Raw genomic sequence first — 19,411 nt, 5'->3', positions numbered from 1 at the left:
AGCGGATGATTCGACGCGCTCGGCGCGACGCAAGTAAGGCTTCCCTAAGCCAGACGCATTTAGCTTAGCCTTACCAACCCTGAAACTGGGAGTTGCCGATGCGAATCCGTTACTCGGCGCGACGCGGCAGCACGATGGGGCGCCCGGTGTCCGCATCCGCGATGACCCGCACCGGTGTGCCGTAGACCTCCGCGATCCGCGCCTCGGTCAGCACATCGGCGGGAGGCCCCGAGGCCACGAGTCTGCCGCCCGCGATCATCGCGATCTCGTCGGCGTACGCCGCGGCGAGGGACAGGTCGTGCAGCACCACGACGACGGCGCGGCCGGTGCGCGCGAGGTCGCGGGCGATGCGCAGCACGTCTTCCTGGTGGCGCAGGTCGAGGGCGGCGGTGGGCTCGTCGAGCATCACGATCGGAGTGTCCTGCGCAAGCACCCGCGCCAGAGAGGTGCGGGCCTTCTCGCCGCCCGAGAGCGAGGCGTAGACGCGTTCGCAGAGGTGTGTCACATCGGCCTGCGCCATCGCGGCAGCGATGGCGGTCTCGTCGTCGCCGTGCTCGGCGCCGATCCACGGCGCACGCCCCATCTCGACCACGTCGTAGGCCGTGAACGAGAACGCGACCTGATTGGACTGCAGCAGAACCGAGCGACGACGGGCGAGCTCGCGGGGTCGGATGCGGGCGAGCGGGTCCCCCTCGAGCAGCACGGTGCCCGAGCTCGGCGGCACATCCCCAGAGAGCAGTGACAGGAGGCTCGACTTGCCCGCCCCGTTCGGTCCTACGAGGGCGACGAGGCGCCCGTAGGCGATCTCCATCGTGATGCCGTCGAGGATCGTCACGGATCCGATCCGGAACCCGACGCCTTCGGTGCGAAGTGCCACGGTCATCCCCATCCTCCGCTCCGACGACGACTGCGTCGGATGAGCCAGTAGAAGAAGGGGCCGCCGATGAGGGAGGTCAGGATGCCGATGGGCAGGTCCGCCGATGCGACGAGCGTGCGCGCCAGCAGATCGGCGTACACGAGGAGCGTGGCGCCACCGAGGAGCGACGAGATGATGAGCGAGCGGTTGGCGGGGCCGAGAGTCATGCGCACGAGGTGCGGAACGACCAGGCCCACGAACGAGATGATTCCGACGAAAGCGACCGCGACTCCGGTCAGCAGCGCGACCAGCACGATCGAGACGATGCGCAGTCGCTCGACGCGCACACCCAGGTGCGAGGCGGTGCGTTCTCCGAGCGAGAGGAGGTCGTACTGCCGCGAGAACGCGATGGCGCCCGCGCAGGCGAGCGCGCCGACGACGGCGACGATACCGACCTCCTGCCAGCGCGACCCGTTCATCGACCCGAGCTGCCAGAACACGATCTGCTCGCGCGAGGCGGTGTCGCCCACGAACATGAAGATCGCGAGGGCCGCCCCCGCGAACGCGTTCACCGCGATGCCGGTGAGGATCAGCGTCACCGACTCGGTGCGGCCCTGGGCCCGCGCGGTCGAGTAGACGATGAGGGTCGCGGCGAGTCCGCCGAGGAAGGCGAAGACCGCCGTGGTCCATCCCCCGAACACGGCGATGCCGAAGGTGATGGATGCGGCGGCTCCCACCGCGGCGCCGGACGAGACTCCGACCACCCCTGGCTCGGCGAGCGGGTTGCCGAAGATCGACTGCATGACCGCGCCGGCGACGGCCAGCAGCGCTCCAACGAGCAGCGACACGAGAACGCGCGGGAAACGGATCTGCCACAGCGTCTGCTCGATGAGCGGGTCGGTGGGAGCCCACGGGTTGGCGATACCGATGCCGCGCAGCAGCGAGCCGACGACCTCGCCCGGGCCGATGAGAAGTTGACCCGAGCCCGCCGACAGCAGCACGCCCAGGATGAGCAGAGTCGCGCCCGCGACGTAGACGAGGGTGCGGCGGCGGGTCGCGCTTCGGCCCGGCGCGGCGACGCTCACGAGGCCGGCGCGTAGATCGCCCGCGCCAGCGCATCAAGGACCTCGGCGGAGCGAGGCCCGAACGACAGGATCTGGCCGTCCTCCATGTCGACGAACCGGCGATGCTGGCCGGCCGAGGTGATCGCGATGGCGGGCTTGGTCTCGAGCAGGCCGTCGACGCCGCCGACGGATTCGATGCCGCCCGTCATCACGAGGATGAGGTCGGGATCTGCCGCGACCATCGCCTCGTCGGTGAGAGGCCGCATCCCGTCCCAGCCGAGCTCCTCGGCGACGTCGATGCCACCGAGCGCGTCGATGAGCTTGTCGGCGCCGGACTCCTCGCCGAACAGGTAGTAGACGCCGGCGGATCCGCGCAGATAGAGGAACACCATCCGAAGGCGTTCGTCGCCGTCGGGGGCGATGCCGGCGATCTCCGCGGTCTTGGCGGCGACCTCGTCAAGGATGCGGGCGGCGAGCGCCTCACCGGCCTCCAGCGCACCGTAGATCGCACTCACCTGTCGCGCGAGCGCCGCTGCGCCGTCGAAGGAGGACTCGCCGGCCACGAAGACCACCTGGATCCCGACGTCGCGCAGCTGCTCGACGACGTCGCGCGGGCCGATCGAGCCGTCCGTGATGACGAGGGTGGGCCTCTGCGCGATGATCGCCTCGGAGCTGACCGTATGGCCACCCGTGGTGATCACCGGGAGATCCTCGGTGCCGGGGAAGGTCGTGGAGACGTCGCGGCCGACCAGGGTGTCGCCGAATCCCAGGCCCCATACGGTGGCGGCGAGCGATCCGGACAGATCCATGGCGATGACGCGGGAGGTGTCCTCGATCGTCACCTCGCGCTCACCGTCGAGGTCGTGCGAGACGGCCGTCGCGGGCAGCGACTGCGCCGGGTTCTGCTGCACCGGGACGATCTCCGTGTCGGGCACCACCGCGGTCGAGGGCCCCTCGTACGCCTCGGGGTCGGCGAGGACATCGAGCTCGGCGAGCGGCGTCGTGTCGACGGCCGCGGCGGTCGAGGTCGGCTGCGCACCGGCCGTGGCGCACCCTGTGAGCAGAAGAAGCGCGAGCCCGACGGCGGCGACGGCGCCCCGGCGGCTCACCGGGCGCCTCCGCCTGATCGGCGGCGCACGACGATCACGGTTGTAGTGACACCGGCGGCGACGACGAGACCGCCGCCCACCGCCCACAGCCAAGTCAGGTCGACCGCATCCGTTTCGTCCTGGGTCTCGGCGGCCGTCGTGGTCATCTCGGGCTCGGGCTCGGCCGTGGCCTCGGGCTCGGCGGCTGAGCAGTCGAGCTGCACATCGAAGGTGAGCGGATCGAACGCCGTGCCCGTCTCGTAGCTGCCGAACTGTGCGTAGCCGTCGGCGGTGATCGCCGTCGGCACCGCGGTGCCTGTGAGCGAGGTCTCCCCGACGGCGACGGGGACGGACGCGACATCGAGGTCGACGAATGCCACCTGCGTAGCCGTCTGCACGTTCTCGGTCGCGCCGGCGAGCGCGTCGTCCATCGAGAGGCCGGTCACGTCCAGACGCAGCTGCGCCGCTGCACCCGTCAGCTCGAGCGTGGGGTTGGCGATCGTGGTGTCAAGCAGCCCGCTGTGCCCCGTGAAGCGCACGCCGCCGCCGAACGCGACCGAGCCGGTGCCGGCCTCGGGGTCGATCTCACCGCCGACGGCCGGCCAGCTGAAGTTCGGCGTCGCGTAGGACGCACCGTCGATCGGCTCCCAGGCCCCGTTGGCGATCGTGCCGGAGATGTAGGAGCGGAACGACTCTTTGAACCCCCAGGTGAGCTGCCCACCGGTCACCGTGCACGCGCCGGGCGCGGCCGCCGCGGTCGTGGCCGTCTCCGCTGCGACGGCCGGTGCCGCGACTCCCAAAAGGGAGGTTGCGAGAACCGAGACGGCGAAGGAGGCAAGACGAACGCGCATAGAAAACCGCCAAAACTCTCGAGTGCGGGAAAGGGGCCCATGTTAGGGAATCCTTACCTATCCTAGCCAACCCATCCGGTTGCGCCAGAGGCGAGTGGCTTCAGGGTCGCAGCGGCAGCAGGTCGGACAGATCCGACCTGGTGCCCGAGGCGCGGATGCGGCCGGCGGCCGCCGCATCCGGCCACGACTCACGCCCCGTCGCGAGGGCGATCCAGGTGCGCGCGTCGGTCTCGACGACGTTCGGCGGCGTGCCGCGGGTGTGACGCGGCCCCTCGATGACCTGCACCGCACCGAAGGGAGGCACACGCACCTCGACCGTGTGGCCGGGCGCCTTCTCCGCGAGCAGCTGCAGGAGGTACCGCACGGCGGTGGCGAGATCGGGGCGAGCAGGTGATTCGACTGCCGCCACCGCGGCGAGCGCGGCACGGCCGGCGTCGGTGGTGATGCGCGGCATGACGCCACGCTACCCCGGCGTCCGCGGGCCGCTCTCGGTAGGGTGGGCGGGTGAAGATCCTCGTCCTCGGCTCCGGCGCGCGCGAGCACGCCATCATCCTCGCGCTCGCCTCCGAACCGGCGCACCACGAGATCCTCGCCGCGCCGGGCAATGCCGGAATCGCTCGCGACGCCGTGATCGCACGCGTCCCCGACGGCAGCGTGCTGAACCCTGAGGACCCCGCCGCCGTCACGGAGTACGCCAACGCCCACGCGATCGATCTCGTGGTCATCGGCCCCGAGGCCCCCCTCGTCGCAGGCGTCGCCGACGCCCTCCGCGAGCACGGCATCCCGGTGTTCGGACCCGGCCGTGCCGCCGCACAGCTCGAGGGCTCCAAGGCCTTCGCGAAGAGGATCATGGATGCGGCGGGCGTTCCCACCGGCCGCGCGGTCCGCGCTCGGACGATCGATGAGGTGGGCACGGCGCTCGACGAGCTCGGCGCCCCGCACGTCGTCAAGGCCGACGGACTCGCCGCCGGCAAGGGCGTCATCGTCACCGAAGACCGAGACGCGGCGCTCGCGCACGCGGCGGAGTTCCTCCCGACCGGTGCCGTGCTCGTCGAGGAGTTCCTCGCAGGCCCCGAGGTCTCCCTCTTCTTCCTCAGCGACGGCGACGCCGTGCTCCCGCTCAGCCCGGCGCAGGACTTCAAGCGCCTGGGTGACGGCGACAGCGGTCCGAACACCGGCGGCATGGGTGCGTACTCCCCGCTCCCCTGGCTCGCCGAGAGCTTCGGCGACGAACGGTCGTTCGTCGATCTCGTCACCGAGACAGTCGCCCTTCCCGTCATCCGCGAACTCGACCGCGAGGGCACACCCTTCATCGGCCTGCTGTACGCCGGTCTCATCCTCACCGACACCGGCGTCAAGGTCATCGAGTTCAACGCCCGGTTCGGCGACCCGGAGACGCAGGTCGTGCTTCCACGCCTGGTCACCCCCCTCTCGCAACTGCTTCTGTCGGCCGCGTCCGGCACGCTCGAGGACGAGCCGCGTCCGGAGTTCTCGGATGCTGCTGCGGTGACCGTCGTGCTCGCGAGCGAGGGCTACCCGGCGGCGCCCGTCACCGGCCGGGCCCTCGCGGGGCTGGACGCGGCCGCATCCGTCGACGGCGTGCACATCGCCCACGCCGCCACCCGAGACCAGGACGGTGAGCTCGTCGCGACGGGCGGACGCGTGCTGAACGTGGTGGCCGTGGCCGACGACTTCGCCACCGCCCGCGACCGCGCCTACCGCGCACTCGCGCGAATCGAACTCGCGGGCGGGCAGTACCGCACGGACATCGCGGCACGCGTCGCCGACTGAGCCGGGCAGCCGCACCCGCGGCTACCGGGCCACCGCCTCGGGAGGCTCAGCGTAGCGAGCGAGGGCGGTCAGCAGCCGTTCCTCGATGTCGGCATCCTCGACCCCCGCCAAGCGCAGGGCGCTTCGCAACACGCGAGCCGCATCGGGAAGGGCGATGTGCAGCTCTCGACCGGGACCCGACCCGGCATAGAGCCAGGTGTCGGCCCGGCCATCGCGGCGCCACACCGCGAACTCGAGCTGGACGGTCGTCGTCGCATCCGGATCGAGAAGGATGTCGACCCCCTCACCGACCGCACGGTGCACACGATCGTCGACGTGATCGTCTTCCCGGTGCCCACCCTCGCACCAGGTCGGACACTCGTGCGTCTGCCAGGATGGCCGGCTCGCAGGCATGCTTCACTCCAGAGTCATCGAGCGGGCACGACGCTATTCACGCACGAGGCTGCGACATCCGACGCGCGCACGCGATCAGCGACCTTCTGCAACGCCCTCCGGCATCGGGGGCAGCAGCAGCTCGACGGGAGTCTCGAGCACTTCCGCGAGCGCGACGAGCGTGCGAAGGCGTGGATTGGCCGGTGTGCCCGGGTTCGACTCGCCGCGCTCCAGCTTGCGGTAGGTGAAGGCGGAGATACCCGCCGCGTGGGCGGCGCGCTCCTGGCTGATGCCGCGCCTCGCCCGAGCCTCGCGCAGATTGAGCCCCAGTCGGCGAGCGAAGTCGTCCCACGGCGACAGGGGATCTGACATAGCTCCAGCTTCGGACACAGTGCACACAGGCATGCACATGTATACATACGAAAAGTGCTTGCCCCCATGTCCGCATTATGACATGCTCATGTATACATGCTCCATCGGTCTGGGAAACCAATGCGCAGAAGTCGTCTCGGGCGCGTGCGACGGGCCGCGCTCGTCGCGCTCATCGCGGTCGTGGAGCGAGCACCGGCGTTGCTCGCCGCCACCCTCGCTGTGGCGATGTGGGCCCTCGCCATCGGCATCGCCCTCAGGACGTCATTCGGATGATCAGGATCACTCGACGCGCGCCTGCACCCAGCCGGCACTGGTTCCGCCGGTGGTGACGAGAACCTGCACGGGCCCTTCCGCGTCGATCCGTTGATGATCCTGCGTGTGCAGAGTGTCGTCGCAGGCGAACGAGCCGGATGCGATCGCGCGGCGCTCCTGGTCGACGGCGGAGGTCATCACTTCATAGCTGATGGCGCCGCCCGTGCACCACGTGTCGATGCGGAGGATCTGGCCGGACGAGACGACCGCCGGGCCGGTGATCGAGGCGTTGGCGGCGGCGTCGCCGTCCGGGTCGAATCTCGTGAGCGCCACCTGCGCGGGGTCATCGGCTTCTGGCTCCAGCGGCGCCGGGGGCGGGGCGGTCTGCGCGCCGGACGACGCGGGTGGCGTGACGGGAGTGGTCGGATCGCTGTCATCGGGTCCCGCCGTGCACCCGGCGACACCGAGGGCGGCGAGGACCACACCACCGAGGAGGAGGGGACGGATGCGGCTACTCATGCCTCCACGGTAGAAATCGCCCAGCGCCGCCGCACACCCTGTTGATTCTGGGCGGCGCGCCGTCTACGGTGGGCGCCCTCATCCGGCCCGAACTCCTGCAGAATCGCCGCGCCGTGGCCCGGAAGCCCGTGGCGGTCTGCTTCTGCAGGAGTTCGGACGTGCACTCAGCGGCGCACGAGCTCCTTCGGGCGCCGCATGAACAGCACGGCGACGAGCCCCACGAGGACGATGCCCGCGGGAAGCAGCGTGGCCTGCGCCATCGCGGTGGAGAACCCCGCGATCACGGGCTCGGGGAGGGTGCCGGTGCCGAACCCGGAGGTGGCATCCGCCGCACCCGGGAGGTTCGCCTCGAGGCGGGCCTGCATGACCGCGGCGATCGCGGCCGATCCGATGACGGAGCCGACGACGCGCGTCGTGTTGTAGATGCCCGCTCCGGCGCCGGCCTGACGCGGCGGGAGTCCGCGGGTCGCGGTGGTGGCCAGCGGCCCCCACATCCCGGCGTTGCCGATGCCCTGCAGAGCGGAGGGGAGCAGGAAGAGCCAGATCGGCGTCGTGGGATCGCCGATGAGGACCGAGTTGAAGACGAGCGAGCCGCCCACCAGCACGAGCCCCGGCACGAGGATGACGCGCGGATCCACACGGTCGAGCAGGCGACCGGCCAGCGGTGCGAGCACGCCCGAGAGCACGGCCATGGGGATCATCAGCAGCGCGGCCTCGGTCGGCGTGAGCCCCCGAGCCAGCTGCAGCGCGAACATGAACGGAACCGACATGGCCGTCACCGCGAAGCCGACCGCCGCGATGCCCGCGTTCGCTGCCGAGAAGTTGCGGTCGCGGAACAGGTCCAACGGCACGAGCGGTTCGCTGCGGGTGCGCCCCTGCGTCCAGATGAAGACCGCGAGCACCACGACGCCGACGGCGATCATGAGCCACACCCACGGCGCCCAGTCGAAGTGCTCGCCCTCCTGCAGACCGAAGACGATGAGGAACAGCGCCAGGGCGGAGAGGAAGACGCCGACCATGTCGAAGCGGTGGCGGTGCGTCTCGAGCTGCGGCACCAGAATCCAGGCGAGGACCAGTCCGATGATGCCGACGGGCACGTTGATGAAGAAGATCCACTCCCATCCGAGACCGTCCACGAGCAATCCGCCGGCGAGAGGGCCGACGAGCATCGCGACACCGGCGGTCGCGCCCCACAGACCCATGGCCGCACCGCGCTGCGAGGGCGGGAAGGTACGCGTGATCACGGCCATCGTCTGCGGCGTGACGAGCGCGGCCCCGATCCCCTGCACGGCGCGCATGGCGACGAGCATGCCGAGACTGGACGAGAGTCCGCATCCCAGCGAGGCGAGGGTGAACAGCGCGAGGCCGATGAGGTAGATGTTCTTGGGCCCGAACCGGTCACCGAGGCGGCCGGTGATCAGCAGCGGCACCGCGTAGGCGAGCAGGTAGGCGCTGGTCACCCACACGACGTTGTCGAGGTTGTTCGTGCTCGGATCCAGCGCCGACTTGATCGCCGGGTTGGCGACCGAGACGATCGTGGTGTCGACGAGGATCATGAAGAACCCGATGACGAGCGCCCACAGGGCGGGCCAGGGGCTGCGGGTGGGTGTGGCGGTGTTGGCGGTGGTGGGAGCGCTCATTCGCGAGCAGCCTTTCTCTGAGTGAGGTACCGGTCGCTGGTGCGGTCGTGCGCATCCGGCCCCCAGGCGAAGCTCGGGTCGCCGAGGCGCCCGAGGAAGACGTCGAGCCAGGCCAGGTCGGCCTCGGCGAGTGCACGGGAGCGGTCGACCTCGATGAGGTACTGCTCGGAGACGCCTCCCGGGCGGGCCTTGTTCAACCCCGCGCTGAGGTCGGCGATCTGCGCCGTCAGCGCGGCGCGGCGCGCAGCGAGCAGGGCGCCGACGTCGTCGCGGTCGAGGTTGTGCGCCTCCGCGAGCGCGACGCGGAACTCGACGGGACGGTCGATGCGCACGAGCTCGGCGCGGATCCACTCGTCCAGCGACGTCAGCCCGGCATCCGTCAGCGCGTAGGTCGTGCGCTCGGGACGATTCCCCTCGCGCGCGGTACCCGCCTCGGCGATGAGTCCCGCCTTCTCCAGCCGGGCGACCGTGTGATAGACGGTGCCACCGGTGACGTTCAGGATGCGGTCGTCGTGCCGCAGCCGCATGAGCCGCAGCATCTCGTAGGGATGCATGGGGTCCTCACGCAGCAGCGCGAGCACCATGATCCCCAACGGGGTGATCCGAGCCGTCATCCGATACTCCATGTCGATTAGTCCACATGGACTATACACCTGCGGCGTACTCTGCCGGCATGCCGGATCCGCAGCGCGAGGCCGCCCGCCGACGCGGCCACGAGATCTTCGATCCGATCGTCGAGCCGCTGCTCGCCGAGCCCGACGTGGATGTGGGCAGGATGTTCGGATCAGAGGGCGTCCGCATCCGGGGCAAGGTCTTCGCCTTCCTCGGCTTCGACGGCACGCTCATGGCCAAGCTGCCCTCCGCGCGCATCGACGCGCTCGTCGGGGCGGGCGTCGCCCGACGCATGGTCATGAAGGGTCGGCCGCTGCGCGAGTGGGTCGAGGTCGACACCGATCGGGGCGACGCGTGGCCCGAGATCGTGCGCGACGCATATGCCTTCCTCGACGAGATCACGCCCTGACGGAGGCGATCGGCCGAGCGGCGTCCGCACGGGATAATGGGCGGGTGAACGACCCTGCGCTCCTCGACGGCTGGCGGCACGTGTACTCCGGGAAGGTCCGTGACCTCTATGTGCCCGACGACACCCCGGAAGACGCATCCGGCGAGCGCATGCTGGTGGTCGCAAGCGACCGTGTGAGCTCCTTCGACCACGTGCTGCAACCCGGTATCCCCGACAAGGGCGTGCTGCTGACGACCCTGAGCCTCTGGTGGTTCGACCGCCTCGCGGGCGGTGACGGCGGCCGCCGCATCCCGAACCACCTCGTCGCGGACCACATCCTCGGCGCCGATGACGACGCGCACGAGCTGATCCCGGATGCGGTCGCCGGCCGCGCCATGGTCGTGCGCGCGCTCGAGATGCAGCCCATCGAGTGCGTCGTGCGCGGCTATCTCACCGGCTCCGGCTGGCTCGAGTACCAGAGCACGGGAACGGTCTGCGGCATCCCGATCGCCCCGGGCCTGAACGACGGCGACCGCCTGCCGGAACCGATCTTCACCCCCGCGTACAAGGCGCCGATGGGCGAGCACGACGAGAACATCTCGTTCGAGCGCACCGCCGAGATCGTGGGGAGCGAGATGGCCGAGCGCCTGCGCGAGCTCTCGCTCGAGATCTACGCGCGCGCCGCGGCCACCGCCGAGGAGCGCGGACTCATCCTCGCCGACACGAAGTTCGAGTTCGGTGTCGACGACCAGGGCGTGCTCACCCTCGCCGACGAGGTGCTGACCCCCGACTCGTCCCGGTACTGGGACGCGCAGGCCTGGCGCACCGGCACGACGCCCGCCGAGCGGATGGCGAGCTTCGACAAGCAGATCGTGCGCAACTGGCTCGCCGCCGCCTGGGTCCCCCGCGAGGGCGAGCCGCCGCGGCTGCCCGACGAGATCGCGGCGCAGACCTCCGCCCGCTACGCCGAGCTGCTGCGCCGGCTGACCACCGTCTGACCTCACCGCATCCTCGCCGTCGCACGGCCCGGAGGACACTACCGCCGCGCCCCTCGGCACGCCAGACTCTCCGCGAGACCGCACTTTCGCCACGAGATCACGGGCATTACCCGTGATCTCGTGCGGGAGATGCAGTCTCGCGGGATGAACACCGGAAAGGACCACCCATGCCCCTGTGGAAGATCCACGGAAACGGCCGCACCGTCGCCCCGGGCGACGTCGTCGCCCCCGACGAGCGCCTGAACTGGCCCGCGACGATCGCGATCGGCGCCCAGCACGTGATCGCGATGTTCGGCGCCACCTTCCTCGTGCCGATCCTGACCGGCTTCCCCGTCGCCACGACGCTGCTGTTCTCGGGCGTCGGCACGCTGCTGTTCCTCGTGGTGACGAAGAACAAGCTCCCGAGCTACCTGGGCTCGTCGTTCGCCTTCATCGCGCCCGTGACGGCGGCGACCGCATCCGCAGGCATGGGCTCAGCCCTCGCCGGGATCGTCGCGGTGGGCGTGCTGCTCGCGATCATCGGTGTCGTCGTGCAGCTCGCCGGCCTCGGCTGGGTCGACAAGCTGATGCCCCCGGTCGTCGCCGGCGCCATCGTCGCGCTGATCGGCTTCAACCTGGCCCCTGCGGCCTGGAACAACTTCCAGCAGGCGCCCATGATCGCCTCGATCACCCTCGCCGCCGTCATCCTCTTCAGCGTGCTCTTCCGCGGCTTCCTCGGCCGGATCTCGATCTTCCTCGGTGTCGTCGTCGGCTACGTCGCCGCCGCGATCTCCGGCGAGCTCGACTTCAGCAACGTGGCGGATGCGGCGTGGATCGGACTGCCCACCTTCCACATCGCCGACTTCGCGAGCAGCGGGACCTGGAGCGCGATCGCGATGTTCCTGCCGGTCGTGCTCGTGCTGGTGGCCGAGAACGTCGGCCACGTGCGCGGTGTCGCCACGATGACGGATGCGTCCGTCAACCGCTCCACCGGGCGCGCCCTGATCGCGGACGGTGCCGCCACCACCGTCGCCGGCTTCTTCGGCGGCTCGGGCACCACGACCTACGGCGAGAACATCGGCGTGATGGCCGCGACCCGCGTGTACTCCACGGCCGCGTACTGGGTCGCGGGCGTCGTCGCGATCCTGCTGAGCCTGTCGCCCAAGATCGGCGCCGTCATCAACTCCGTGCCCGCGGGTGTGCTGGGCGGGGTGACGACCGCGCTGTACGGTCTGATCGGCATCATCGGCATCAAGATCTGGGTCGACAACCGCGTGGACTTCTCACGTCCGGTCAACCAGTACACCGCCGCCGTGGCCCTCGTCATGGCGATCGCCGGGTTCTCGATGTCGTGGGGCGACTTCCAGCTCGGCGCGATCGTGGTGGCCACCGCGGCGGCCCTGGTGATCTACCACCTCGGCAACGCCATCGCGCGCTGGCGCAAGACGGGCGCCGACGACGGCGGCCCGATCCCGGCCGTCGGCCCGCTGGGCGGCGACCCCGAGTGACGTGCAGGCGTCGCGGGCAGGGTCATCCCGCTCGCGGCGCCCCGCATCCGATCGAACCGGATGCGGCCCGCTCAGGCCGACTCGCGCCGGATCAGCTCGGACGACAGGATCGTGGCGTGCGGCGGATTCTGGCCCGCGAGCAGCGCCAGCAGCACGTCGACCATCTGCTCGCCCTGCTGCTGTGAGGGCTGGCGGACGGTCGTCAGCGCGGGGGTGACCGCGGTCGCGACCGGCGAGTCGTCGAAGCCGACGATGGCGATGTCGTCCGGCACGCTCAGGCCCGTACGCTCGAGCGCCGCCAGAGCGCCGCGCGCCATGAGGTCGCTCGCGATGAACAGGGCGTCGATCCCGGCGCCGGAGGCGAGAATGCGTTCCATCGCCGTATAGCCGCCGGCCGAGGTGAAGCCGCCGTCCTCGATCGGGCCGACCTCCAGTCCCGCATCCTGGAGAACCTCGCGATATCCGGTGAGACGGTCGATGCCCGCGGGCATGTCGATCGGCCCCGAGATCGTGCCGATGCGGGTGCGCCCCGCCTCGACGAGGTGCCGGGTCGCCGTGCGTCCGCCTTCGACGTTGTCGATGTCGACGAAGTACGCGCCGTCGCGGCCGTGAGCGGGCCGACCGCCGTAGACCACGGGGACCGCGGCGGCGATCCGGTCGACGAACGTGTCGCTCGTGTGATGCGAGACGACGATCGCGCCGTCGACGGCGCCGCTGCGCAGATAGGCTGCCGTCTTGTCGCGCGGATCGTTGCTCGCGATGATCAGGTTCAGCACGTAGTCGGACCTGCTGAGCCGAGCGTTGATGCCCGACACGATCGACGCGAAGAACGGATCGCCGAAGAACCTGTTGGTGTCTTCCGGCACGATCAGCGCGATCGCCATCGTCGCGCGACTCGCCAGCGAACGGGCGGCCCGGTTGGGCACGTAGTTCAGCTGGCTGATGGCGAGTTCAACGGCGGCCACCGCAGCGGGACTCACTGCGGTGGCGCCGTTGACGACTCGGGAGACCGTGGACCGGGAGACCCCGGCCATCGCCGCGACGTCCTCGATGGTGGCGGTGGCACGACGAGGGTCGCTGGTCACGGTTCTCTACCTCTGCAGGACGGCGCCCTCGGGCGCGTTATCGATCGCACGGGCGGCGATGACCCGACGATACTCCAGAGCGCTGTCCTTCAACGTACGCACCTGGGTGTCGTAGTCGACGTGGACGATTCCGAACCGCTTCTCGTAGCCCCAGGCCCACTCGAAGTTGTCCAACAGCGACCAGTAGAAGTACCCGCGCACATCGACGCCGGCCTCAGCCGCATCCAGCACGGCCGACAGGTGCGCGCGCAGGAACTCGGTGCGCTCCGCATCCTTCACCCGAGCGACGCCGTCCTCGACGACGAGTTCGTCGTCGTAGGCCGCGCCGTTCTCGGTGACGTACAGGACGGTGCCGGCGGCCGCCGCGTACTCGTCCGAGACGCGCTGCAGCAGACGAGTCAGACCCTCCGGCTGCACCTCCCAGTTCATCGAGGTGCGCGGCAGGCCGCGGTCGTGCCAGTAGATCCCCTCCGCCGCCGGGAACGGCGAGCGGCCGGGACGATCGGTCGGAGCCTCGCCGGGCAGCGGCGGGTTCGGGTCGGGCTGGGCTCCCACGAACTCGCCGTGGTAGTAGTTCACGCCGAGGCTGTCGATGGGCTGCGAGATGAGCTCGAGGTCTCCGGGACGGATGGCTGCCTGCCACGTCTCGACCGCCGCGGGGTCGACGACCCGGATGTCGTCGACCACGTCCTCCGGGTACGAGCCGCGGAAGATCGGGTCGAGGAACCAGCGGTTGAACTGGCCGTCGATGCGACGCGCCGCATCCCGGTCGCCCTCGTTCTGGGGGTCCACCGGGTCGGGAACGGTGAGGTTCAAGGTGATCCCGAGGTTCTTCCCCGCGTCGCGTCCACGGAGCTCCTGCACCACCTGGCCGTGACCGAGCAGCAGGTGATGCGAGGCCAGCATCCCCTCGGCGATGGAGTAGTGACCGGGAGCGTGGATGCCGGCGGTGTAGCTGAGGAACGACGAGCACCACGGCTCGTTCAGCGTGGTCCAGATGTCGACCCGGTCGCCCAGCGCGTCGTACACGTCCAGCGCGTACTCCGTGAACAGGTCGCTCGACTCGCGCACCGTCCAGCCGCCGCGCTCCTGCAGCGCCTGCGGCATGTCCCAGTGGTAGAGCGTGAGCCACGGCAGGATGTCGGCGTCGCGCAGCTCGTCGACCAGGCGCTTGTAGAAGTCCAGGCCCTTCTGGTTGAGCGGACCGGCGTCCGGGCGTACCCGCGACCACGACACCGAGAAGCGGTAGGTGTCCAGCCCCAGCCCCTTCATCAGCGCCACATCCTCGCCGTAGCGGTGGTAGTGGTCGCACGCGACATCACCGTTGTCGCCGTTGATGACGGCACCGGGCTCGCGGCAGAACGCGTCCCAGATGGATGCGGTCCGCCCGTCCTCGAAGGCTGCGCCTTCGATCTGGAAGGCCGCGGTGGCCGCTCCGAACAGGAAGTTCCGCGGGAACGCGCGCAGAGCGTCGCTCATCGATGTACCTTTCTCGCGCCGGGGCCTCAGCCCTTGACGGCGCCTTGCATGATTCCGCTCACCAGCTGCTTGCCGGCGAAGACGAAGAGGATCAGAAGCGGGATCGTCGACAGCAGCACGCCCGCGAGGACGATCGAGTAGTCGACGAAGTAGTTGGACTGCAGCAGCGACAGCGCCACCGGGAGGGTCGGGTTCTGCCGGTCGAGCACGATGAACGGCCAGAAGAAGTTGTTCCAGGCGGTCACGAACGTGAACAGGGCGAGCATGGCGGCCGCGGGGCGCGCGGCGGGCACACCCACCGTGAGGAAGGTGCGGAACGAGCTCGCACCGTCCACGCGGGCGGCCTCGATCAGCTCGTCCGGCACGGCCTGGCGGATGTACTGGGTCATCCAGAACACGCCGAAGGCGCTCACCAGGGCCGGGATGATGATCGCACCGATCTGGCCCGTCCATCCGATCTCGCTGAACAGGAGATACAGCGGCACGACGCCGAGCTGGGTCGGCACCGCCATCGTGGCGATCACGAACACGAGCAGCCAGCTCGAACCGCGGAACTTCAGCTTCGCGAAGGCCCATCCGGCCAGCGTCGAGAAGAACACGACGGATGCGGCGATGAGCGCCGAGCTGAAGATCGAGTTCCACAGCGCCGGCCAGAAGTTCACGGCGGGGTCGTTGATGACCTTGGCCGCGTTCGCGAAGAAGTTGCCGCCGGGGATCCACGACATGTTGGGGTCACGGATCGTGTAGGCATCGCCGGAGCCGATCAGCAGCGACCAGTAGAAGGGGAATGCGGCGCTGAGCAGCACGACGCCGAGAGCGGCGTATACGAACCAGCCCGGACGGGACCCGCGCACCGGACGCCGCCTGCGCGCCGGCTTGCGGCCGGGCTCCAGCAGCGCTTCCTCCGCCGCGACCGGCGGGTTCTGCAGAGTGGTCATCGGAGGACCTCCGTCTTCTGGGACGCGGTGGTGCGGGAAGCCTCAACCGCTTCCTTGGCCGCGCGTCGGGCGGCGCGCATCTGGGCTCGACTCATGTCGGACTTCTTGCCTTCGTCACGCACGAGCCCGCGGGTGACGAAGAGGTTGATCGCGCCGATGGCGAGGATGATGAGGAACAGGATCCAGGCGAGGGCCGCAGCGCGGCCGAAGTTCCACTGTCCCCATCCGAGGTCGTAGAGCCACAGGGTGATCGTCAGCCACTGGTTGTCGGCGCCGCCGGTTCCGGTCTGGTCGTACATGCGCGGCTCGTCGAAGATCTGCAGGCCGCCGATCGTCGAGGTGATGATGACGAAGATCAGGGTGGGCTTCAGGCTCGGCAGCGTGATGGAGAAGAACTGGCGGACCTTGCCGGCGCCGTCGACCGTCGCGGCCTCGTAGAAGTCGCGCGGGATGGCCTGCATGGCCGCGAGCAGGATGAGGGTGTTGTACCCGGTCCAGCGGAAGTTGACCATCGTGGCGATGGCGATGTGGCTGGCGAACGCATCCGAATGCCATTTGATGGCGGGGATGCCGAGGCTCTGCAACGTGGTGTTCACGAGGCCGTACTGGTCGCCGAACATGTTGGAGAAGATGAGCGCCACGGCGACGGGGGCCATGACGTAGGGCAGCAGCACTCCCATGCGCCAGAAGGTCTTGGCGCGGATGTTCTGATCCAGCAGCACCGCGATGAACACGGCGAGGATCAGCTGCGGGACGGTGGAGAGCAGGAAGATCGAGAACGAGTTGCGCAGCGCCGTCCAGAACTTCGGGTCGTTGATGACCGTCGCGTACTGGTCGAATCCGACGAACGTGCCCGTGCCGCGCACGAGATCCCAGTCCTGGAAAGAGATGTAGGCCGTGTAGGCGATCGGGAAGAGCCCGACGATCAGGAAGAGGATGAAGAAGGGGGAGATGTAGAGATAGGGGGACAGCTTCAGATCCCAGGAGCTGAAGCTCTTGCCACCGAATCCGATGCGCTTGGGGGATCTGACCGTCGTGGACGAGGCGCTCACGTCGTTCCTTCGTTTCTGTGGAGTGGAGACGGGCCCGCGGGGTCGGCCCCGCGGGCCCGTCTCACTGCGGGATTACTTGATGGCCTCGACCTCGGAGACCCACTGGTCCCACGACGTCTTCGCGTCCTGCGTACCGTCCTCGACGCGCGTGAGCGCCTTCTGCATCGCGTCGTTGACCTGGAAGTAGAACTGGCCCTTGAACGGCGTCACGGTGACGGCCTTCGCACGCTCGGAGAAGATCTGGCCGACCGGAGCGTTGTTGAAGTACTCATTGGTCGAATCCAGCAGGGTGGAGTCGCTGAGCGCCTCGTTCTGGCTCGGGAACGTGCCGGCGTTCTCGAAGGCCTTGACCTGGGTGGCCGGGTCGGTCAGCCAGTCGGCCAGCTTCTGCGCGGCCTCCACGTTCTTGCCGTTGGCAGGGACGGTCAGGTACGAGCCGCCCCAGTTGCCGCCGCCGTTGGGGAACATCGGTGCGATGTCCCAGCCGGTGACGTCCTTGGCGCTGCCGGAGATCACACCGAGCATCCAGCCGGGGCAGAGCATCGTGGCGAAGTCGCCGTTGCTGAGACCGGCGTACCAGTCGTCCGACCACTGGCTGTAGTGCGCCGACTGCGTCGCGCTGGCCTTGGTGACCTGGTCGTAGATGTCCTTGACCTCGGGGTTGGTCGTGGCCGTGATCTTGCCGTCGGAGGGGTTCTCGTAGGCGGCCTCGACCTGGTTGATCATGCCCTGGTACGTGCCGCCGGCCGAGTCGTAGAACGCCTTGCCGGTCGCGGCGACGTACTGGTCGCCGACCTTGAAGTAGTTCGCCCAGTCGCCGTCGAACAGCTTGCCGACTTCGGCGCGGTCGGTGGGAAGACCGGCGGCCTGGAACAGGTCGGAGCGGTAGCAGACCGCTTCGGGGCCGATGTCGGTTCCGTAGCCGATGAGGTTGCCGTCGGCGTCGGTCGCGGCCTTGACCTTCCAGTCCAGCCAGCGGTCGGTCAGGTCGGTCGGGACCGGGGCGAGCATGTCGGAGTACTGCATGACCTCGGGGAGCCAGTCGACCTCGATCGCCTCGATGTCGGCGAGGCCGGTCTTGCCGAGCTTCTGGAAGTAGTTCGCGCGGGCGTCGTTGGACGTGGACGCCTTGTTGTGAACGATCTTCACGTTCGGGTTCTCGTCCATGTACTCCTGCAGGAGTGCATCGGTGTAGCCGAAGTCGTTGAAGGTGGCGATGGTGAGCGTGACCGGCGCGTTCGGGTCGGACTGCTCTCCGCCACCGGTCGAACAACCGGCGAGGACGATGGCTGCGGTTGCGACGCCGGCGGCGAGGCCGAGCGGTCGCAGGGCGCGTGATTTCACGGGACACTCCTTTGTGGATGCGGTTCGGTGCCAGAGAGCTCTCCGGTGTCCCCAGGACTGGGAGCGCTCTCATCGGACGCGACTCACAGTATGGGAGCGCTCCCGAGAGGTCAAGAGAGCGCTCCCAGCGTTCGGGTAACAGTTCGATAACGCGGCGGCACCGCGGTCCTCTCGCCCGCCTCTAGACTGGGAGCAGACCATCTCCCGCGCACCCTCGGAGCCGTTATGCCCACGATCGTCGTCGATGTCATGCCCAAGGCCGAACTGCTCGACCCGCAGGGCAAGGCGGTCCAGAACGCCCTCCACCGCCTCGGCGTCGAGGACTTCGGCTCCGTCCGTATCGGAAAGCGGTTCGAGCTCACCGTCGACGGCACCGTCGATGAGGCGCTGCTCGAGAAGGTGCGCGAGATCGCCGACGACGTGCTCTCCAACGCGGTCATCGAGGACGTCGTGGGCATCGAGGTCGTCGAATGAGCGTACGCATCGGGGTCATCACCTTCCCCGGTTCGCTCGACGACCGCGACGCACAGCGCGCCATCCGCGTCGCCGGGGCCGAGCCCGTCGCGCTCTGGCACGGCGACCATGACCTGCAGGGCGTTGACGCCCTGGTGCTTCCCGGCGGCTTCAGCTACGGCGACTACCTCCGTGCGGGCGCGATCGCGGCGCTCGCGCCGATCATGTCCGAGGTGAAGGATGCGGCCGCCGCCGGCATGCCGATCCTCGGCATCTGCAACGGCTTCCAGATGCTCGTCGAGGCGCACCTGCTCCCGGGCGGTCTGATCCGCAACGCGCACCAGCAGTTCGTGCGCCGCGACCAGCGTCTGCGCGTCGAGAACGCCGACACCGCCTGGACGAGCGACTTCAGTGCAGGCCAGGAGATCGTCATCCCCTTGAAGAACGCCGACGGCGGCTACATCGCCGATGCCGAGACGCTCGCGCGCGTCGAGGGCGAGGGTCTCGTGGCGTTCCGCTACGTCGGCGTGAACCCCAACGGCTCGCTCGACGACATCGCCGGGCTCACCAATGAGCGCGGCAACGTCGTGGGGCTCATGCCGCATCCCGAGCATGCGGTCGAGCCGGGCTTCGGCCCCGACACCTCCGCCGCCATGCGCTCCGGCGTCGACGGTCTCGGCTTCTTCAGCTCGGCGATCGCGGCCGTGGTCTCCGCCGCGGCCTGATACGGGAGCCCGCTTCCTCCCGCTTCCCTGCTCGCCTGTCACAGA

Annotated in this window: 22 protein-coding genes; 7 read left to right on the top strand and 15 right to left on the bottom strand. The window is 69.3% G+C overall.

Annotated elements, in window-relative coordinates:
- Positions 1–109 precede the first annotated feature (109 nt).
- The 5 genes from QE377_RS08770 to QE377_RS08750 form a co-directional block, all read right to left on the bottom strand.
- Positions 110–883, bottom strand: a complete 774-nt coding sequence (locus tag QE377_RS08770; protein ID WP_307321980.1) for a heme ABC transporter ATP-binding protein — start codon at positions 881–883, stop codon at positions 110–112.
- The gene (locus QE377_RS08765; protein WP_307321977.1) at positions 880–1,941 is read right to left on the bottom strand and encodes an iron ABC transporter permease; all 1,062 of its coding nucleotides are present in this window, start codon (positions 1,939–1,941) and stop codon (positions 880–882) included. Before QE377_RS08765 ends, QE377_RS08770 begins: the two co-directional genes overlap by 4 nt.
- A complete protein-coding gene (locus QE377_RS08760; RefSeq protein ID WP_307321974.1) occupies positions 1,938–3,029 on the bottom strand; it encodes a hemin ABC transporter substrate-binding protein in 1,092 nt (363 codons plus the stop codon). Before QE377_RS08760 ends, QE377_RS08765 begins: the two co-directional genes overlap by 4 nt.
- Positions 3,026–3,859, bottom strand: coding sequence for an HtaA domain-containing protein (locus tag QE377_RS08755; RefSeq protein WP_307321971.1), 834 nt, complete (start codon positions 3,857–3,859; stop codon positions 3,026–3,028). The genes QE377_RS08760 and QE377_RS08755 overlap by 4 nt, the downstream gene beginning before the upstream one ends.
- Before the next feature lie 100 nt (positions 3,860–3,959).
- Positions 3,960–4,313, bottom strand: coding sequence for a sterol carrier family protein (locus QE377_RS08750; protein WP_307321968.1), 354 nt, complete (start codon positions 4,311–4,313; stop codon positions 3,960–3,962).
- A gap of 50 nt (positions 4,314–4,363) precedes the next feature.
- Between QE377_RS08750 and purD the strand changes: the two genes are divergently transcribed.
- Positions 4,364–5,650, top strand: coding sequence for a phosphoribosylamine--glycine ligase (purD, locus tag QE377_RS08745; protein ID WP_307321966.1), 1,287 nt, complete (start codon positions 4,364–4,366; stop codon positions 5,648–5,650).
- Between the two features lie 21 nt (positions 5,651–5,671).
- On the opposite strand, the gene QE377_RS08740 is transcribed toward purD, so the two are convergent.
- Positions 5,672–6,043 (bottom strand): hypothetical protein, encoded by a 372-nt coding sequence (locus tag QE377_RS08740; protein WP_307321963.1) that lies wholly within the window; start codon positions 6,041–6,043, stop codon positions 5,672–5,674.
- Positions 6,044–6,118: 75 nt separating this feature from the next.
- On the bottom strand, positions 6,119–6,394 hold the full coding sequence (locus QE377_RS08735; protein WP_307321960.1) for a helix-turn-helix transcriptional regulator: 276 nt from the start codon (positions 6,392–6,394) through the stop codon (positions 6,119–6,121).
- Positions 6,395–6,538: 144 nt separating this feature from the next.
- Between QE377_RS08735 and QE377_RS08730 the strand changes: the two genes are divergently transcribed.
- Positions 6,539–6,667, top strand: a complete 129-nt coding sequence (locus tag QE377_RS08730; protein WP_307321957.1) for a hypothetical protein — start codon at positions 6,539–6,541, stop codon at positions 6,665–6,667.
- 6 nt (positions 6,668–6,673) lie between these two features.
- Here the strand turns inward: QE377_RS08730 and QE377_RS08725 are convergent, their stop codons facing one another.
- The 3 genes from QE377_RS08725 to QE377_RS08715 all read right to left on the bottom strand — a co-directional run bounded on the left by QE377_RS08725 (position 6,674) and on the right by QE377_RS08715 (position 9,419).
- Positions 6,674–7,165: a hypothetical protein gene (locus QE377_RS08725; RefSeq protein WP_307321953.1), complete on the bottom strand. Its 492-nt coding sequence runs from the start codon at positions 7,163–7,165 to the stop codon at positions 6,674–6,676.
- A gap of 164 nt (positions 7,166–7,329) precedes the next feature.
- The gene (locus QE377_RS08720) at positions 7,330–8,805 is read right to left on the bottom strand and encodes an MDR family MFS transporter (RefSeq protein ID WP_307321950.1); all 1,476 of its coding nucleotides are present in this window, start codon (positions 8,803–8,805) and stop codon (positions 7,330–7,332) included.
- Complete coding sequence (locus QE377_RS08715) at positions 8,802–9,419, bottom strand: PadR family transcriptional regulator (protein ID WP_307321948.1); 618 nt, start codon at positions 9,417–9,419, stop codon at positions 8,802–8,804. The genes QE377_RS08720 and QE377_RS08715 overlap by 4 nt, the downstream gene beginning before the upstream one ends.
- Positions 9,420–9,478: 59 nt before the next feature.
- Here QE377_RS08715 and QE377_RS08710 point away from each other — a divergent pair, with 59 nt between their 5' ends.
- The 3 genes from QE377_RS08710 (at position 9,479) to QE377_RS08700 (ending at position 12,290) form a co-directional block, all read left to right on the top strand.
- Positions 9,479–9,826 (top strand): hypothetical protein, encoded by a 348-nt coding sequence (locus QE377_RS08710; protein ID WP_307321946.1) that lies wholly within the window; start codon positions 9,479–9,481, stop codon positions 9,824–9,826.
- Between the two features lie 44 nt (positions 9,827–9,870).
- Positions 9,871–10,803, top strand: coding sequence for a phosphoribosylaminoimidazolesuccinocarboxamide synthase (locus QE377_RS08705; protein ID WP_307321944.1), 933 nt, complete (start codon positions 9,871–9,873; stop codon positions 10,801–10,803).
- 167 nt (positions 10,804–10,970) lie between these two features.
- A complete protein-coding gene (locus QE377_RS08700) occupies positions 10,971–12,290 on the top strand; it encodes a uracil-xanthine permease family protein (protein ID WP_307321941.1) in 1,320 nt (439 codons plus the stop codon).
- A gap of 71 nt (positions 12,291–12,361) precedes the next feature.
- Here the strand turns inward: QE377_RS08700 and QE377_RS08695 are convergent, their stop codons facing one another.
- The 5 genes from QE377_RS08695 to QE377_RS08675 all read right to left on the bottom strand — a co-directional run bounded on the left by QE377_RS08695 (position 12,362) and on the right by QE377_RS08675 (position 18,188).
- Complete coding sequence (locus QE377_RS08695; protein ID WP_307321938.1) at positions 12,362–13,375, bottom strand: LacI family DNA-binding transcriptional regulator; 1,014 nt, start codon at positions 13,373–13,375, stop codon at positions 12,362–12,364.
- A 6-nt stretch (positions 13,376–13,381) separates the two neighbouring features.
- A complete protein-coding gene (locus QE377_RS08690) occupies positions 13,382–14,854 on the bottom strand; it encodes a glycoside hydrolase family 1 protein (RefSeq protein WP_307321935.1) in 1,473 nt (490 codons plus the stop codon).
- Positions 14,855–14,880: 26 nt separating this feature from the next.
- Entirely contained in the window at positions 14,881–15,792 is a 912-nt protein-coding gene (locus QE377_RS08685; RefSeq protein ID WP_307321932.1) for a carbohydrate ABC transporter permease, read from the bottom strand.
- Positions 15,789–16,844 carry a carbohydrate ABC transporter permease gene (locus QE377_RS08680; RefSeq protein ID WP_307321929.1) on the bottom strand — a complete coding sequence of 352 codons (1,056 nt, stop codon included), beginning with the start codon at positions 16,842–16,844 and terminating at the stop codon, positions 15,789–15,791. The genes QE377_RS08685 and QE377_RS08680 overlap by 4 nt, the downstream gene beginning before the upstream one ends.
- A 72-nt stretch (positions 16,845–16,916) precedes the next feature.
- Positions 16,917–18,188 (bottom strand): ABC transporter substrate-binding protein, encoded by a 1,272-nt coding sequence (locus tag QE377_RS08675; RefSeq protein WP_307321926.1) that lies wholly within the window; start codon positions 18,186–18,188, stop codon positions 16,917–16,919.
- Between the two features lie 225 nt (positions 18,189–18,413).
- On the opposite strand from QE377_RS08675, the gene purS reads away from it, so the two are divergent.
- A complete protein-coding gene (purS, locus tag QE377_RS08670) occupies positions 18,414–18,662 on the top strand; it encodes a phosphoribosylformylglycinamidine synthase subunit PurS (protein WP_307321923.1) in 249 nt (82 codons plus the stop codon).
- Positions 18,659–19,366: a phosphoribosylformylglycinamidine synthase subunit PurQ gene (purQ, locus tag QE377_RS08665; protein WP_307321920.1), complete on the top strand. Its 708-nt coding sequence runs from the start codon at positions 18,659–18,661 to the stop codon at positions 19,364–19,366. The genes purS and purQ overlap by 4 nt, the downstream gene beginning before the upstream one ends.
- The last annotated feature ends 45 nt before the right edge of the window (positions 19,367–19,411 follow it).

The organism is Microbacterium sp. SORGH_AS_0862 (assembly GCF_030818795.1).
In the GTDB taxonomy this organism is placed as follows: Bacteria; Actinomycetota; Actinomycetes; order Actinomycetales; family Microbacteriaceae; genus Microbacterium.
Note: the sequence above shows the minus strand (reverse complement) of the source record. Positions and strands in the feature narration are given on the sequence as shown.

Coding starts and splice junctions, on each gene's coding strand:
- QE377_RS08710 (WP_307321946.1), top strand. CDS start 9,479: ATGCCGGATCCGCAGCGCGAGGCCGCCCGCCGACGCGGCCACGAGATC.
- QE377_RS08690 (WP_307321935.1), bottom strand. CDS start 14,854: ATGAGCGACGCTCTGCGCGCGTTCCCGCGGAACTTCCTGTTCGGAGCG.
- QE377_RS08770 (WP_307321980.1), bottom strand. CDS start 883: ATGACCGTGGCACTTCGCACCGAAGGCGTCGGGTTCCGGATCGGATCC.
- QE377_RS08755 (WP_307321971.1), bottom strand. CDS start 3,859: ATGCGCGTTCGTCTTGCCTCCTTCGCCGTCTCGGTTCTCGCAACCTCC.
- purQ (WP_307321920.1), top strand. CDS start 18,659: ATGAGCGTACGCATCGGGGTCATCACCTTCCCCGGTTCGCTCGACGAC.
- QE377_RS08725 (WP_307321953.1), bottom strand. CDS start 7,165: ATGAGTAGCCGCATCCGTCCCCTCCTCCTCGGTGGTGTGGTCCTCGCC.
- purS (WP_307321923.1), top strand. CDS start 18,414: ATGCCCACGATCGTCGTCGATGTCATGCCCAAGGCCGAACTGCTCGAC.
- QE377_RS08700 (WP_307321941.1), top strand. CDS start 10,971: ATGCCCCTGTGGAAGATCCACGGAAACGGCCGCACCGTCGCCCCGGGC.
- QE377_RS08720 (WP_307321950.1), bottom strand. CDS start 8,805: ATGAGCGCTCCCACCACCGCCAACACCGCCACACCCACCCGCAGCCCC.
- QE377_RS08685 (WP_307321932.1), bottom strand. CDS start 15,792: ATGACCACTCTGCAGAACCCGCCGGTCGCGGCGGAGGAAGCGCTGCTG.
- QE377_RS08735 (WP_307321960.1), bottom strand. CDS start 6,394: ATGTCAGATCCCCTGTCGCCGTGGGACGACTTCGCTCGCCGACTGGGG.
- QE377_RS08740 (WP_307321963.1), bottom strand. CDS start 6,043: ATGCCTGCGAGCCGGCCATCCTGGCAGACGCACGAGTGTCCGACCTGG.
- QE377_RS08750 (WP_307321968.1), bottom strand. CDS start 4,313: ATGCCGCGCATCACCACCGACGCCGGCCGTGCCGCGCTCGCCGCGGTG.
- QE377_RS08715 (WP_307321948.1), bottom strand. CDS start 9,419: ATGACGGCTCGGATCACCCCGTTGGGGATCATGGTGCTCGCGCTGCTG.